General features: G+C 43.1%; 11 protein-coding genes. 6 read left to right on the forward strand and 5 right to left on the reverse strand.

Annotated features, from left to right (window positions below):
* Positions 1-42 precede the first annotated feature (42 nt).
* Positions 43-5,079, forward strand: coding sequence for a cadherin-like beta sandwich domain-containing protein (locus CEF13_RS07025; RefSeq protein ID WP_102710045.1), 5,037 nt, complete (start codon positions 43-45; stop codon positions 5,077-5,079).
* Between the two features lie 282 nt (positions 5,080-5,361).
* Here CEF13_RS07025 and mbcS read toward each other — a convergent pair whose 3' ends face one another.
* Both mbcS and CEF13_RS07035 read right to left on the reverse strand, forming a co-directional pair.
* Positions 5,362-6,957: an acyl-CoA synthetase MbcS gene (gene mbcS / locus CEF13_RS07030; protein WP_102716255.1), complete on the reverse strand. Its 1,596-nt coding sequence runs from the start codon at positions 6,955-6,957 to the stop codon at positions 5,362-5,364.
* Positions 6,958-7,062: 105 nt separating this feature from the next.
* Positions 7,063-7,728, reverse strand: coding sequence for a sensor domain-containing protein (locus tag CEF13_RS07035; protein WP_102710046.1), 666 nt, complete (start codon positions 7,726-7,728; stop codon positions 7,063-7,065).
* Between the two features lie 262 nt (positions 7,729-7,990).
* Between CEF13_RS07035 and CEF13_RS07040 the strand changes: the two genes are divergently transcribed.
* From CEF13_RS07040 to CEF13_RS07060, 5 genes are all read left to right on the forward strand, one after another.
* The gene (locus CEF13_RS07040; RefSeq protein WP_341806381.1) at positions 7,991-8,767 is read left to right on the forward strand and encodes a DeoR/GlpR family DNA-binding transcription regulator; all 777 of its coding nucleotides are present in this window, start codon (positions 7,991-7,993) and stop codon (positions 8,765-8,767) included.
* 166 nt (positions 8,768-8,933) lie between these two features.
* Complete coding sequence (locus CEF13_RS07045) at positions 8,934-9,788, forward strand: DMT family transporter (RefSeq protein ID WP_102710048.1); 855 nt, start codon at positions 8,934-8,936, stop codon at positions 9,786-9,788.
* 238 nt (positions 9,789-10,026) lie between these two features.
* Positions 10,027-10,287, forward strand: coding sequence for a hypothetical protein (locus CEF13_RS07050; RefSeq protein ID WP_102710049.1), 261 nt, complete (start codon positions 10,027-10,029; stop codon positions 10,285-10,287).
* 169 nt (positions 10,288-10,456) lie between these two features.
* On the forward strand, positions 10,457-13,570 hold the full coding sequence (locus CEF13_RS07055; protein ID WP_102710050.1) for an ATP-binding protein: 3,114 nt from the start codon (positions 10,457-10,459) through the stop codon (positions 13,568-13,570).
* A 57-nt stretch (positions 13,571-13,627) separates the two neighbouring features.
* Entirely contained in the window at positions 13,628-14,752 is a 1,125-nt protein-coding gene (locus CEF13_RS07060) for a response regulator (protein WP_102710051.1), read from the forward strand.
* A 27-nt stretch (positions 14,753-14,779) separates the two neighbouring features.
* Here the strand turns inward: CEF13_RS07060 and CEF13_RS07065 are convergent, their stop codons facing one another.
* From CEF13_RS07065 to CEF13_RS07075, 3 genes are all read right to left on the reverse strand, one after another.
* Positions 14,780-15,088: a winged helix-turn-helix transcriptional regulator gene (locus CEF13_RS07065; RefSeq protein ID WP_280531295.1), complete on the reverse strand. Its 309-nt coding sequence runs from the start codon at positions 15,086-15,088 to the stop codon at positions 14,780-14,782.
* A gap of 118 nt (positions 15,089-15,206) precedes the next feature.
* A complete protein-coding gene (locus tag CEF13_RS07070; RefSeq protein WP_102710052.1) occupies positions 15,207-16,052 on the reverse strand; it encodes a DMT family transporter in 846 nt (281 codons plus the stop codon).
* Between the two features lie 155 nt (positions 16,053-16,207).
* Positions 16,208-17,017 (reverse strand): histidinol-phosphatase, encoded by an 810-nt coding sequence (locus CEF13_RS07075; protein ID WP_102710053.1) that lies wholly within the window; start codon positions 17,015-17,017, stop codon positions 16,208-16,210.
* Positions 17,018-17,034 lie beyond the last annotated feature (17 nt).

The raw sequence follows: 17,034 nt of genomic DNA on the forward strand, positions 1-17,034 counted from the left end.
CTAGAAACAGTCAATTCGATCAATAGGAGAGTTAGAATAACTATGGTTATAAAAAGAGTACCAGGCTCTTTGCGAGTGTTATTAAAAGGTTTTATGGTTCGTTTATTATTAGGACTAATGGTATTTTCTTTGTTTTCATCTTCGCTTGCGTTGCCTGCATCTGCGGCTGTAGAAAACACGGGGCCAGACGGCAGTCCAGGTTGGACATATTGTGCGGATGAAGGTGCTGGAAGTCAAAACACTTGCAGCTTTGAAGGAACAAAAGAAGTACGATACTGGGGTATTTCTGATAGTTATAATTTTATATCTAAAATTGTGACTAACAGTACGGCCTGTTCAAATGAGGTATTCGGTGATCCTCAAGGGGGCATAAGAAAAAAATGCTTCTATCGTGATGTACAGCTTGATAGCGGGGAAATGACGAAAGTCGTTCAAAATTTCAATAAAACATTAACGATTACATTTAATGTTTATGCTGCACACGCAGGCACTTTGGAAGATTTGAAAAGTAAAATATTAGTTAAAAGAACAAGTATGGGTGACTTTATTGCACTTGGTGAAGACGATACAGTGACAAATTCAACCTATACTGCTACTTCTAGTACGCTTGAAATCAATTTTAAAGACACGTTAGTAGGCTTGGCAAACGCAATAAAGATTGAAGCAGGAGCGTTTAATGATAGCGATGGAGAGCCCTACAGTAAGAGCTTAGAAATTAACAATATTCAATTTATCCAGCCATCTTTAACAGCGGACATAACTGATAATAATAACATGACGGACATCGAGATTACGTTCGCAGACAATGCCCTATGGCGCGAAGCGATCACGGCGGTGATGGATGGGGCGCGCTCGCTTGTTTCGGGAACGGACTATTCGGTTCACAATGGCAAGATTACGATAAAGGCCGGTGTGCTGCAAAAAGGCAATCATAGTATCGTGGTAAAGGCACTGGGTTATCCAGATGCGTCTGTAAATCAAATTGTGAAAAAGGTGTATATAGGTGCAGGAAAGGGCATGATAGAGAACCCTTATCTGATTGAAACGGCAGCTCAGCTCGATGATGTTAGGAATCAATTAGACAATGATCTCTATTTCAAACTGACGGCAGATATTGATTTGAGCAGTTACGCAAGCTGGGAGCCTATAGGGAATGATAGTGAGAGTTTTAAAGGGAACATTGACGGCAACGGTTATAAAATAAAGAATCTGAGAATAAGCCAATATTATATGTATGTGGGATTATTCGGTATTTCAGATAACATGAGTACGATTAGTAATATGAGGTTGGAAAATATAAATGTTAATGGTTATCAATATGTAGGCGGCTTGATTGGTCAAAATAATGGAAATATAAGCAATAGCTATGCATCAGGCATTGTGAGTGGATCTTATTTTGTAGGTGGTTTGGTTGGGAATAATAGGAATGAAATAACCGGTAGCTACACGGCTGTGGCTGTAAGCGGAATTTATGCTGGTGGCTTGGTTGGCTACAATGAAATAGGAACAATTAGCAACAGCTACGCGACAGGAGACTTGATAGAGAGTACTTTTGTAGGAGGTTTAGTTGGTTATAGTTATTTTGGATCAATTAGTGATAGCTATGCATTAGGAAGTGTGAGTGGAGAATATGCAGGCGGCTTAGTTGGTGAACTTTATTATACTTCACTTAATAATAGCTTCTACGACAACGAAACAACAAACCAAAAGGATAGTGGAAAAGGTGTTGGCAGACTGACCGCAGAAATGAAATCCAAGACCACTTTTAGCGATTGGAACTTCACCTCAGATTGGTATATGCTCCCTGATCATTTTCCTCAGTTATGGGCGTTTATAGATTTGACGAAAGGGATAGAAGGCGGGACAACGAAGATAAACCATGCTGCAAGCGGCATGGAGTACTCGGTTAATGATGGTATTTATAATGTAATTGATGATAATAATTCGGTTAACATTCCTGTAAATGCGGGAGATACGATCACTGTCCGTATAGCGGCAGATGTATTAAGCGCAAAAACATTGACAGTCAAATCAAAGGATATCAAGCCTGGATCAGGACCAACAACAGCCGCTTTGGCCGTTGGAACGGATTCAGGAACGACAAAGATAACAGGCGTAACAAGTGCTATGGAGTATAAGGTTAACAATGGTTCTTATGTGGCAATTACGGGTTCAAATGTAGACAATATTGCAGTCAATGCTGCCGAAACGATTTCCATTCGCCTAGCGGAGGGGGCGACCCAACCTGCATCGCTCGATCAAACGTTGACGATTACTCTAGCGGATATCAAGTCAGCAGCAGCACCGACAACTGGAGTTTTGACACAAGGTACGATCGGTGAAACAACCAAGTTAAGCGGTGTAACCGCTACTATGGAGTACAAAGTCAATAACGATTCGTATAAAGCGATTTCTAAAACCAGAGAGGATAACATTACAGTTAAGGATAATGATACTATCTCCGTTCGTGTAGCGGCAACAGCATTGCAACCGGAGTCTGAGCCACAAACTTTGACTGTGCAATCCAATGTAAGGAATCCGAAAAGTGCAGATGCAACGCTAAGCGCACTGACATTAAGCGGCGTGACATTGAGTCCTACGTTTGCAAGCGGTACGTTAGCGTATACAGCTAATGTAGCTAATAACGTGACGAGCACGACAGTAGCGGCAACCAAGGTGAATACAATGGCTACGATTAGCGAAGATGATCTGGGCTTGAAGTCGCTGAGAGTTGGCGCGAACACAATGACCATCCATGTAACTGCAGAAGACGGCATCACAAAGAAGAACTATTCAGTCATGGTAACCCGTGCACAAAGTACAGATGCAACATTAAGTGAGCTTTCGTTAAGCGGCGCGACACTAAGTCCGACATTTGCCAGCGGTACTTTAACATACACGGCAATTGTAGCCAACAACGTGACGAGCACGACAGTATCAGCAAGCACGAGTGACGCAGCGGCTACGATTACAGCAGCTGATCTCGGTTCGAAGCCGCTATCGGTAGGAGCGAATGTGATCACCGTACATGTAACAGCGGAAGACGGCACCACAAATAAATATACCGTTACCTTAACACGTGCAAAAAGTTCAGATGCAACGTTAAGTACACTGACACTAAGCGGTGTTACATTGAGTCCGACGTTTGCAAGCGGCACACTGTCGTATACGGCAAATGTAGCTAATGATGTGGTCAGCACAACAGTTGCTGCAACCAAGGGAGATACAACAGCTACGATTACAACAGCTGATCTCGGTTCGAAGCCGCTATCAGTAGGAGTGAATGTGATCACCGTGCATGTAACAGCGGAAGACGGTACCACAAATAAATATACCGTTATCGTAACCCGTGCACAAAGTACAGATGCAACGCTAAGTGAACTTTCGTTAAGCGGCGCGACACTAAGTCCGACATTTGCCAGCGGCACTTTAACATACACCGCAAATGTAGCCAACAACGTGACGAGCACGACTGTATCAGCAAGCACGAGTGACGCAGTGGCTACGATTGCAGCAGCTGATCTAGGTTCCAAGCAGTTGATCGTTGGCGAGAACACATTTACCGTCCATGTAACAGCAGAAGACGGCATCACGAACAAAAATTACACAGTTACTGTAACACGTGCAGCAAGTTCAGATGCAGCGTTAAGCGCATTGGCCTTAAGCGGCGTGACAATGAGTCCGACGTTTGATAGCGACACATTGGCATATACTGCTGATGTAGCTAATAACGTGACGAGTACGATAGTTGAAGCAACCCAAAATGATGCAACTGCTACCATTTCAGCTGATGATCTAGGTTCGAAGCAGCTGTTAGTTGGTGAGAACATCATTACTGTCCATGTGAGAGCTGAAGATGGTACTACAAAAAATTATACCGTTACTGTAATACGTGCACAAAGTTCAGATGCAGCGCTAAGCGAACTGACATTAAGCGGTGTGACACTGAGCCCGAAGTTTACAAATGGCAGATTTGCTTATACCGGAGATGTAGCCAACAATGTGACGAGTACGACAATTACGGCAACCAAGAGTGATAAAACGGCTGCAATTGCCGAAGCTGATCTCGGTTCAAAGTTGCTGTCAGTAGGTGTGAATACTTTCATCGTTCACGTAACAGCGGAGGACGGCATCACGAAGAAGGAATATACAGTTATCGTAAGACGGGCACAAAGCTCAGATGCAGCACTAAGCGAACTGACATTAAGCGGCGTGACAATGAACCCGACGTTTGATAGCGGCACATTGGCTTATACCGCAAATGTAGCAAGTAACGTAACGAGCATGACAGTTACAGCAACAAAGAGTGACGCAACAGCAACGATTAATGAAACTGATCTAGGTTTAAAACAGCTGACAGTAGGTGAGAACACCTTCATCGTTCACGTAACAGCAGAGGACGGCATTACGAAGAAGGAATATACAATCACTGTTACGCGTGCTAAAGAGGTTGAATCTGGTGGAGGCGGTTTACCAATACCGACACCGACCCCAGTGCCAACGCCTATCCCGACCCCGGTGCCAACACCGACACCGACGATTAACTTAGGTGATATCTCTAGATATTGGGCCGAAGATAACATCAAGCAAGCGGCGAGCCTCGGAATCGTCTCGGGTTATCCAGACGGTACGTTCAAGCCAAATCATACCGTGACTCGTGGAGAGTTTGCAGTCATGCTGATGAATTTATTGAAGCCGCAAGAAGCAGGAGCAGAATTGACATTCGCAGATACAGCAAAGATTCCAGCTTGGGCGCAGAAAGCAATCGCTCTAGCGGTACAGGCGGGTATTATTAACGGCTATGAGGATGGTACTTTCCGTCCGGATGCAGAGATTACACGTGCAGAGATGGCAGTCATTCTAGCTAAAGCTTTGGGCAAGTCCACAGAAGCGAATGCTGCAACCAGTTTCGCAGATGACAACGATATTCCAGCGTGGGCGAAAGCGAGCGTTGCTTACGTGAAGCAAGCGGGCATCGTAAAAGGCAAGGGCAATAATGAATTCGCCCCTCAAGACCATGCAACAAGAGCTGAAGCTGTAACCGTTCTGCTGAACATACTAGCTCAATGGAATAAGTAAAATACTTCTTAGTTTTTGCAACTTGGGAATTTGTGGTTAAGGATGGATTTTTATGCCTCATTACTATTTTAGTGAAATTTGGACACCTTTTAAAATTGTAGGAATTCGTTTGTATCGGGATGATGATATGGGCGTATGGATCAAGTTTTGGAACAAGAGAAGACGCCGGATCCGAACATGAAAGCAACCTAGCTGAATCAATAAAATAGCGGCCCAAATCAAATCGGGGCTGCTTTTTTATTGCCATTTTTATTAGTTATCCAAACTAGTCTTCTTTCCAACTTACTGTTGTGCTGCCTGTTTTTCTTGTTCCCGCAGCTCAATTCTCCTTATCTTTCCTGAAGAGGTCTTAGGGAGATTCTGAATAAATTCAATTTTACGAGGATATTTATAGGGAGCCGTCCATTCTTTAACGTGCGACTGCAGCTCCTTAACCAGTTCTGGAGAAGCGGTTGAATCATCCTTTAGTACAACAAAAGCCTTAACTATATGACCGCGAATGCTATCAGGGCTCGCAACGACAGCACATTCTTTGACCGAAGGATGCTTCATAAGCGCATCTTCTACTTCAAAGGGACCAATCGTATAGCCTGAGCTGATGATAATATCATCTCCACGACCCTCAAACCAAAAATAGCCGTCTTCGTCCTTTCTTGCTCGGTCTCCTGTTACGAAATAGTTCCCGTGCGAGCTATTTTTTTTTCGTTCAGGGTCCTTGTAATAGGATTTGAACAATGCCGCCATGCTCAAATGTACAGCAATATCTCCAACAACTCCCGGAGGAAGCGGATGACCATCTTCATCTATTACTTCTACAATACCTGGAGCAATCGACTTGCCCATGGAGCCTAACCGAATTGGAGTGTCCTTTAGAGTTCCGATAATTAGTGTGCTCTCTGTCTGGCCATAGCCGTCTCGGATGGTGATATCGAATTCGCGCTGAAAGGTTTGGATGACTTCTTGGTTTAACGGCTCGCCCGCAGAAACTGCACAACGCAGGCTAGAAAGGTCATATTGGTTCAACTTTTCTGTCTTAGCCATTAAGCGGTATTCCGTTGGGGTGCAGCATAATACTTGAATGCCATGCTCCTGCATTAACTGCAAATAGCGGTTTGGTTGGAAGGGACCGTTGTATACGAAACCCGTTGCTCCGTTTCCAAGTACAGCAAGGAACGGGCTCCAAATCCATTTCTGCCAGCCTGGTGCCGCAGTTGCCCAGACGGTATCCGAATCGCGAATATCCAGCCACAGGGAAGAAGTGATTCGCAAATGAGCATAACCCCAGCCATGACTATGAACAACAGCCTTAGGGTTGCCTGTTGTTCCGGAGGTATAAGCCAAAATAGCGATATCGTCGCTGCGGGTATTTACTGCTGTGAAGGTATCAGGCTGATCGATCATTAAATGTTCGAGATTCAGCCAATTCGAAGAGATTGTGCTTTCATTTCCTGAAACAGAAAGACGATAATCCAGTGCGGGCATATCTTCCGTAATCTTATCGACTTCATGAGCAACCTCGGACCAAGCAATAACGGCTCTCGCTTCAGAATGCCGAAGGCGATAGGACAAATCCTTGGCTCGAAGCATTTCGGAAGAAGGGATAATGGCCAGCCCCAGTTTAAGACAAGCCAAATAAATGATATAGGCAATAATGCGCCTTGGAACCATAACGAGGACGGGATCACCTTGGCGAAGGCCGAGATCTGCTAAACCTCCTGCGAGCTGGTTGGCCTGCTTTCGCAGCTCTCCGTATGTAATTTCCTCTTTATTACCAAGTTCATTTAACCAAATAAGCGCAATCTTATCGGGAGGATGCTGTTCCATTTCGGAAGTGAGATTATAGTATTCAGGCGCGATCCATTGCTGATTGTCCAAAATGAACATCTCCTTTAACATTTGATTAGGTATAGACACTATACTTATTATAGCATGTCCATCAAATAGCCGATGCCTATGCTGCAGATCCGCTGCATTAACAGCAGCTTACGCCCCTTTTGATATAAAAGAATGTTCGGAATTTGTATTGTAATCGTATGCTGCTATTGCTTGGATAAATGAAGCATACAACAGCCCAATCTTTCTTAAAAGAAATGGCAGCACGAATACAAGCACCAAACCGACCACACCAGCCACCCAAGAGCGCTCGTATGAAGTCATTTCTGGGAAAAGAGGATGTAATCCCCAATCCGATTCGAAGAGATCAAAAGCGAATAACTCGGAACTTACCTTATAAGCTAATGGAGAAAGCATAACCGAATAAGCAGTAACCGGCAGGACGATAGCAAGTGTAAACCCTACGATGCCTAGTGGAAGCTGCATTAGGCTGTATAAGATACCCATGTATGTTCGTCCTTGTCCAAGAAGAGACCATAATGACCGCCAACCGTTCCAATGTAGAGATATTTGTTTGTCCGCAGCAGAATGTTTTTGAGAATCTTCTTGAAGCCAAGCTTCAACGACTTGCTGTTCATTGTTCATCAATCTGCTGCACGCCGTAAATGTCACTGCAAGCATAGGCAGGCCAACCCATAATATGACTAGTGGTAAACTCACACTCAAACCAACAACTGCGATAACAAATGCCATGATCCCCTTCGGAAGAGACATCAGAAGCATTGCCCAAGCTTTTACAGCACTTTGTTTTTTCATCACTGAACCCCTCTCTTACTATTACTTCCCTCAGTATAGATGCTTAAACCTGCCTACACATTCATCTAAGGACCGGAAACGCGCCCGACCTTAGTCTAGTGTTGAAGGTTCAATCGTGCAGCGAAATACAGCAGTTTTCTTTGGTAACTGTGTCAGTCGTCTAATTATGAGCTTTAAAAATTTGTTAATTAGTCTTCTTGGTAAAGATATATGTTAGATTATTAATTAAGAATAGGAAGTTTGGGAGTTATAGCGAAAAGGAGTGATACATTTGTTTGTACAGCAGCGGCATGAGCTGATTATTAATAAATTAAATAATGACAAATCGATCCGCGCCTCTGAGCTTATGGAGTTGTTTGGCGTATCATTTGAAACGATAAGACGTGACTTGGAGTTTTTGGAAAGCGAAGGATATTTAAGGCGGGTTCATGGCGGAGCTATTCTGAAAGAACCGGACTATAGTAAAGAAATTCCGCTGCCTATTCGAGAAGCGATATACGTAGAGGAGAAAACGGAATTAGCCGGAATTGCGACCCGATATGTAACGGAAGGAATGTCAATCGCTCTGGACGTAAGTACGACCAACTTGCAGATTGTAAAGGCGCTTAAGGCAAAGTTCGACCGACTAACGATCATAACGAATTCACTGCCAATCGTTAATGAATTGGTCAGCATGCCCCGATATACGCTGATCATGATCGGCGGTGTTATTCGTCATGAAGAACAGAGCATTATCGGCGACTTAGCAGAAGAATTCGCATCTCGTTTTCATGCTGATTTATTTTTTATGAGTATGAGCGGTGTTACTCTAGAAGAGGGCATTACAGATAATGCTATAGGTGAAGTGCAGGTGAAAAAGATTATGCATGCCAATGCGAAATCTACTATTGTACTGACGGACAGCAGTAAATTTGATCAGGTCTCTTTACTTAAGGTATGCAGCTGCACAGAAGTTGAACGGTTTGTAACAGACTCTAAGATTGATAGGGCAATTGTAGATAAATACAAAGCAAGCGGAATAGAAATTGTTTATGAATAAAGGTAACAACGGAGATGATAAGAGCTCATGTTCAACGATTCTGGGTGTAATACCTAGAGTCGTTTTTTTTGTGAGAATTTATTTGTATTTGATTTCGATATATTGTATATATGTGTGTTTGTGTGTTATTGTGTTGAAAGAAATGAAAGGAGCGGGTGTTTTTAACATGATTGTCATTAACCTTGTCCTCGTCTTATGTTCCGGTTTGGCACATGCGGTCTGGAATATGTTTGCCAAGCAAAGTACGGATAAGCCAGTGTTCTTATGGGTGATATATGCTCCCGCAACCATTTTTTTAATGCCGGTGCTAATAATTGAATTGGCTGAAGCGCAATTAAGTTTTAACGGCTGGATGATGATTGGATTGTCTCTTGCTATGCAAGCTATTTATTCGATGCTGCTTGCCTACACCTATAAAGCAGGTGAATTATCACAAGTGTATCCCATCATGCGAGGAACTCCAACCTTGCTTATTCCATTCGCTGGTGTCATCTTATTGGGTGAAGCTTTGCCTATATGGGGCTGGTTAGGTATTTGCTGCATGCTGATCGGATTTATCGTAATGGTTGGGTGGAACTCGGGAAAAGAGCATAAGCCTACACTTATTCAACCTATACTTTTGGCTCTGAGCGTTGGGCTTTGTATTACAACTTACACACTGATTGATAAAGTAAACTTGCAATATATTTCACCGCTTGCGCTGCTGGAAGTGACGAATATTGGGTTTTTACTAGGTCTAACTCCTTCTGTTTTAAAGCCTGATCGGTTAAAGCGTGTTATTCGCAATCATTCAAAAATCATTTGGATAGGGGCGATATTGTCTCCAGGCTCGTATCTGCTCTTCTTGTTTGCAGTTAAAAATGCTAATGTATCTACTATCGCGCCAATGCGTGAGGTGGGTATCGTGTTTGGCACGCTGCTCGGCCTTTTTGTATTAAAAGAATCGCAAGGCGCGCGAAGAATAACAGCTTCAATTGTTGTAGTGATGGGCATTCTCTTGATCGCATCATCGGGGCATTAACTTCTTACATAAACTACTTCAAGGGCAGCCTAATTATATAACAACCGATCAGAGTATCTATACCTGATCGGCTGTTTTGCTTGCTGCCTGCTCCCTGCAGAATATGATTTAACATCAGAATTTTAAATTATGATCACGATTGACGCTTTACGTTGACTGTAACATCAAATGTTGAAACAAACTCAAACCCCCTCTTCGTTTTATAACCACACAGTACTCGTTATGGCACATCGTATGTATGGATGTCTATATCAAGCTTGTGAATGCCGATGGCATTGATAAAGCAATTAAGCTGGAATTGAAAGACATAAATGCAGCTCCTACAGGTAAAAGGATGACATTAACCGGTGATTCGGCGCTTGTACATATTCCGAATATCAACAAGAAGAATGATGAGAAAGTGGTGCCAAGCGAAGCGGTAATACAAGTAGACGACGGACTTATTTTTGTGAATTTAGCTGCGAATTCGGTGAATGTGATTGTTTTGGATGTCGTTTAAATAAAGAAAAGCATGTTTGAAATAACAGTTGAACGTGAGAGACAATTCTCACCAGCTAAGATTCAAACTCCTGACAATTGTTAGGGGTTTTTCTTTTTATAATTTTAGAGAATTGTGTGAGTAATAAATGATAGAATGAGTGGAGTTTAGAAAGGTATAAGGGGCTGTCATGTTGCGTACAGAGCGTTTTAACCGAATAATGAAGCTTGTTTTGCTTATTCTACTTATTATAGCGTTGGCAGCTAGTATCTACCTTTTAACGGTTCCAAATCGAAATATGCCGTTAGCAAAACAGGGGGTACTCGATTTATCCGATTGGGATTTCTCTCAGCGGGGAACCGTCATGCTGGATGGTGAATGGGAGTTTTATGAAGGACAATTGCTCGAACCCGCTGATTTTCGCCAAGGCTCTGAAGAGGCAGAAATCTCATATTTATATGTTCCTGGCACATGGAAGGGGAAAGCAGCAGATGGCGGCATGAAACGAAAAGGCTTTGGTACATATCGTCTAAAAGTACTGCTGCAAGATGAGGATGAAGTATTAGGCTTGAAGATAAAGAGCATTCGCATGGCACAGCGGTTATTCATCAATGGAAAAAAGGAAGGTGAAAGCGGACAACCGTCTGCCTATGCCTCGTCGGGCAGCTCGGGCAATACGCCTTATACCGTTTTTTTTCATTCGAAGGATAAAGAAGTTGAATTGCTTATTCAGGTATCCAACTATGTGTACGTAACTGGCGGTATTGTCAACTCAATTCCATTCGGTGCACAAGCCGATATTACGAGGTTTAATGGTATACAGCTGGGTTCAGACTTTGGAATTATTTGTATACTGGGCATGTTCGGCGCATATCATCTCTGTCTTTACTTCCTAGGGCGCAGAAAGAAGGCCTATTTGCTGAGTGGATTATATTTGCTGCTTCTGTCCCTAGACGGTTCATTATATGGCGAGAAAATTTCTCTGCTGCTGCTCCCGAACGTTCCTTTCGATGCAGCCTACAAGCTGTTGGAAATAAGTCAATTTCTTAGCGCGATAGTTATTATTTTATTTTTCTGCTCGGTGGAGTCAAGACTGATGACAGTAAGGAGCATGAAGCTGCTCCTCGCTCCATTTATTGTCTATCTTCTCGGGGTTGTCGTGCTGCCTTATCGTTATCATATAAGTGTAAAATATTTATTTTTCGGTTATTTGGCTGTATTGGTTATGTGGATGATAGCTAGGATGATGTATTTATATATTCAAAGTAAAGAGTCATCGTTTGAAGAGAGGGAATTAATGCTGTTTATTGGAGGAGCCATTTCGTTGATGATCTTCCTAGTAGACGCAAGCCTCTACTCAGAGAATCTAGTACCAACGGATTGGGCGGGAAAATGTGGTGTAATCGGTTTTATTGTATTTATTAATCTATTGCTCGCTTTGCGGTTCTCGAATGCTCATGAGAAAGCAGAGATCCTTTCCCGTAAGTTAATGGTATCTAATCAACTGAAGGATGAATTTTTAATGAATACTTCCCATGAGATCAAAACCCCGTTGCATGGGATTATGAATATGACCTCCTTTCTATTGGAGAATGAGGAACAAAACTTGCTTCCGAGACAAAAACAGAATCTATGGTTGATCAAGGATACCTCAACGAAGCTTTCGATGCTCATACAGGATTTAATTGATGTAAGCCTGTTGAAGCATGGGGAGCTGCGCTTGCATTCAACTGTCGTTGATGTCCGAGTTGCCGTACAAATTGTATTGGACATGCTGCAATTTGAGTTAGTGGGGAAATCAGTTCGTCTGGAGAACGCGATAAAGCCTGATATATGGGTAATGGCAGATGAGAGTCGGTTGCGTCAAGTGCTCTATAATTTAGTTTATAATGCAATTAAGCATACAGATAATGGCTGGATTAAAATATTATCAGGCATGGCGGGAAATATGGTTACGATAACAGTAGAGGATACGGGTATTGGGATTGCTCCAAATAAGTTTTCAGCGATATTCGAATATTTCGAGCAGCTTGAGGAGCCGCTCCCGATGGACGGGTATACCGGTATGGGAGTAGGCTTATATATAAGCCGTAAGCTTGTTGAGCGAATGGGCGGGGAGATCCGTGTGGATTGGTCCGAGACCGGAGAAGGGACGCGCATGCTGTTTTCATTGCCGAAGGTGGAGGAAATATCCGGGTACACGGAAGCTGCAGCATCTATGGAGGAGAAAATGCTGCAGCGATTGGAGCATTTAGATGGCCAATTAGACATCTTAGGTCAGCATGAGCACACGATCCTAATCGTAGATGACGAGGCATCTAATATACATAGTCTATTAAGTATTTTAAGAAATCATCCCTATAACGTCATAACATCATTCTCTGCCAAAGAGGCGTTAGATAAGATGAAAGAGTATCCCCGTGTGGATCTCGTTATTCTGGATGTCATGATGCCAGGTATATCGGGGATCGAGCTTTGCCGTACGCTGCGCGGGGGTTATTCCATTCTTGATTTGCCTATTCTATTCGCTACGGTTAAGGACACACCGCCAGACATTGCACTCGGCTTTCAGGCTGGCGCTAACGATTATATAACCAAGCCGTTCGATGGAGAGACATTGCTTGCTAGAATACAAACGCTGATTGCGATGAAAACCTCTATTCAAGAAGCGATTCAGAATGAGCTTGCCTTTCATCAAGCTCAAATCAAGCCGCATTTCTTATACAATGCATTAAGCAGTGTGATTTCATTTTGCTATACTGATGGTGAAAAGGCAGCTCATTTATTATCCATGCTTAGTCAATATATTCGTTACATACTAGATACCGACCGTGCCCATTTAGTTGTTCCCTTAACGAGGGAGCTGGATTTGATACATGCTTATGTCGAGATCGAAAAAGCAAGGTTTGGGGATCGGTTCACTTTCATCTGCGATGTGGATGAAAGTCTTCAATATGTTGAAATTCCTTCTTTATGCATTCAGCCGTTTGTTGAGAATGCAATCCGCCATGGTTTATTTGAGAAGGATGGGGAAGGAATCGTTGCACTTAAAATTCAAAAGGGTCAAGGATTTATGCAGGTACATGTTGAGGATGACGGTATAGGCATACCAGAACATTTGCTCTATCAAATGGTAAGAGGTGAATATCAGAACGGCGGCATCGGTATATCCAATATTCGCAAGCGTCTGGATGCTATACCTGGAGCAGCGTTTACAATTCATTCAGAGGCAGGACAGGGAACGAAGGTTACGATGTATTTGCCTTTGGACAGCAGCGGGAACGGGTTGGGAAAAGTACGATAGCTTGTTTTGATAAAAGCAGACTTTATTTACGGAAAAAGGTTTGAAGGAGTGGCTTATATGTTTCGAGCGGTCATTATTGAGGATGAAAAACCGATTCTGGATTTGATGAAGGTCATTATAGGTCGAAATGCTAATTATAGGATTGTAGGAGCGTTCACCAATCCAATTGAAGCACTGGAGAAGCTCGAAGAGATAAAGCCTGATGTTGCTTTCGTAGATGTTGAAATGCCGAAGATGAATGGTGTTGAGCTTTCACAAAATATTCGCAAGCTGTCGATTAAAACTGAAATCGTATTCACAACAGCCTACAAGGATTATGCATTGGAAGCGTTCGGAGTAGAAGCTCTTGACTATATTTTGAAGCCGGTAACGCCCAGTGCTGTTCAAAGGGTTGCGGAGCGCCTCATAAATCGCCATCAATCTGCTGCACCAATCAAATCTAAGAAGCGTTTGTCTGCGATCCGCTGCTTTGGAGGTTTTGAGGTGCGCAATGCAGAAGATGCCGTTATCCGCCTTCGAACGCGCAAAACGGAGGAATTATTCGCTTATTTCTTGTGCCACCCAGGGCGGGTGGTTAGTAAATGGCAGCTTGCAGACTTATTATGGTCGGAAATGGATGAGGAACGAGTATCTCATAACTTACACAATTCCATTTATTTATTAAAAAAAATGCTTAGAGAGTATCGTTTTGGCATGGACATAATAAAAACAAATGATGGATATTTGCTGGAAACGGGCGATGAGGAGTATGATTTACTTGCCTTTCAGCGCTCAAAAAATGATTTTTTGGATGACAAACTTAGTATAGCTGAAGTGGATAGGCTTTGTTCCCTGTATAGTGGTCCGCTGCTTGATGGCAAGCCATATCTTTGGAAGGTTTCTATGGAAGAAGGATTTGGAAAGCAATATACGGCATTTATGCGCCAATTAATTCAAGCTGAGATTGCCGCACACAATTGGAGCATGGCCGAACAACGGCTCGATACCTATTTGAACGTCTACCCGTTGGAGGAGGAAATGAATTCACTCCTAATGGATGTTTATGAGAGCCAAGGGAAAAAAGAGCTTATTGTTAGACATTATGCAAAGTTCGAAGCTGCATATCTCAGTGAGTTAGGTATTAAGCCATCCTCAGAGATTAGGAATCGAGTGGACTCTTATTTCAATAAAACCAGGAAATAAAAAAAACCGCCTAAGCGGTTTCTTATATTACATCCATTCTTCGCCCCATTTTTGGATGGATTCGATGACTGGTTCAAGCTCTTTTCCCATTTCCGTTAGCTCATACTCAATTCGCACGGGCATTTCGGGATATACTTGACGTTTAATAATGGTTTGTGCCTCTAATTCTTTCATACGGTCCGTAAGCATTTTGTCGCTCATTTCGGGTATTTGTTCCTTAATCTCTTTGAACCGTTTAGGCCCTCCGAGCAACACCCGAATAATTCTGCCAGTCCATTTCTTACCTAATATGTCGGCCGCAGCTTCATACTTTGGGCACATTGTCGAATAATCCAACCGTATCACCCCGCTTTTTGTAATACTATTGTAGCATATGTACAAACTTAAAGTAAGTTCATTTGAATTAAGAAATTACTGGGAATTTGTGAAACCGTTATCTAATTAATTTATTCGTTTACAATCGAATGATGATCAATCCTATAATTGTAAAAGCAAAGGCTGCCCACTGAACAAGGGTCAGCTTTTCTTTGTAAACGGCGATAGCCAAGGCAGCAACAACGAGACTGTTTGTTGCAAATATGGGAGCAGCTAAATTTGCTTGGCCAGTTGAGAGCGCAGCAGCATACAGCTGCAATCCGCCGTATGAGAATAAGCCCGCGATAATGCCAAACCACAGCCCAGTACGCTTGGCTGAACGCGGAGCTGCATGATGATCCGGGATGAAAAACCAGCCGAGTGAGAGCGCATAGGCAATGAACAGAATAGGTGCGCTTGGCAAGCCAAGCTCTTCTGTAACCTTTAGTCCTCCATTTCGCAGAGCGAACAACAGTATGGCTGCTCCAACAATGATAAACCAGCGCTTCTCCTTAATCGTAAGCGGTTCCTTCCGTTTATAGGCAATGAAAACAACGGCAAGCAATAGGAGTGTTATTCCAATGGCTTCAGAGGCGCTTAGAGGTTCCTTATACCACAAAGTCGATAATGCGACGACTAATATGATATTCATATTGGTGAGCGGGGAGGTTAAGCTTGCAGGTCCATAATGAAGAGCTTTCATAAACAAGGCATTGCCCCATGCAGAGCCGGCTCCTATTACAATGCCAGCAATCCATATAATCGGATCAGCAAGCTTGTCTAGTGTGCCTTCTATTGCGGCATGAACGCCAAAACCGAGCGCCCCTGATCCGTATAAACCAAGCAGCAGCAGTCTGGTTGAGCCGCCGCGCATCTGAGATACTTTCATCCACCAACCGGCAAATCCGAACAATACAGCACTGCCGATGGCTGTTGCGAGCCACATGACTGTCCATCTCCTCTAAATTTGTTACACAAATGAAATAGTCTTGTTATCGTCCCATTACATTAATGGGCTATTATAATAAACAAGACCCCCTTTTAAATATATACTTTTTGGACCTGCAGCGTGCAGGTCCCCTTTTTTGTTCATTTATTCACTTACAACGGTACAATGACCTGCTGACGCTGTCTATAGAACACCCATTGTGAGAAGCCAATCTCCTTCAGCCGCTTCTGCACAAGCTCCCATTCATCTCCGACACGGCTTGGCTTGTGAGCATCAGATCCGAAGGTCACTTGGACCCCGAAGTGAAGCGCACGCTCTAGTATAGCGTCAGAAGGATACCATCCCCCTACATCCTTGGTGCTTCCCGACGTATTAATTTCGATGGATACACCGTTATCAGCTATTGTACGCAGCGCATCATCAATTTCATCATTCGCAGGGATGTCAGAGAATGCGGGATAATAACCTTTCATGGCATCGATGTGTCCCAGAATATCGAACATTCCGGAGCGGGCGGATTGTTTGATCAGGCCGTAATAGCTCCGTTTCTCCTCGATATGCTGAGCTTCATTCAAATTTTTCCAACGATTGCGATTAAAGATGCTGACACTGCCTACTTGATGAACGGAACCGATCAAATAATCGAAGGGCACATCCTTGTATGCACTACGGTAAATTTCCACATATTGAGGGTAGAAATCAGATTCCATACCAAGCAAAACTTCTATTTTGCCCTCGTATTTTTCCTTCAGACGCAATACCTCGCTTATATAATTAGCAAATTCACTTCTCGCCATCGCAATGCCTGGTGAAGGCTGATCCTCCTTATGATAGAAATAAGGGGAATGATCGGAAATTCCGATTGCCTGAAGTCCAGCATCTATGCCTGCAAGGATATAATCTTCAATATTGCCGTCGGCGTGTCCACATCTGAAGTGATGGGTATGTAAGTCGAATTTCATTAGAATCGCTCCTTATC

The sequence above is a fragment of the Paenibacillus castaneae genome (assembly GCF_002884445.1).
GTDB lineage: Bacteria > Bacillota > Bacilli > Paenibacillales > Paenibacillaceae > Pristimantibacillus > Pristimantibacillus castaneae.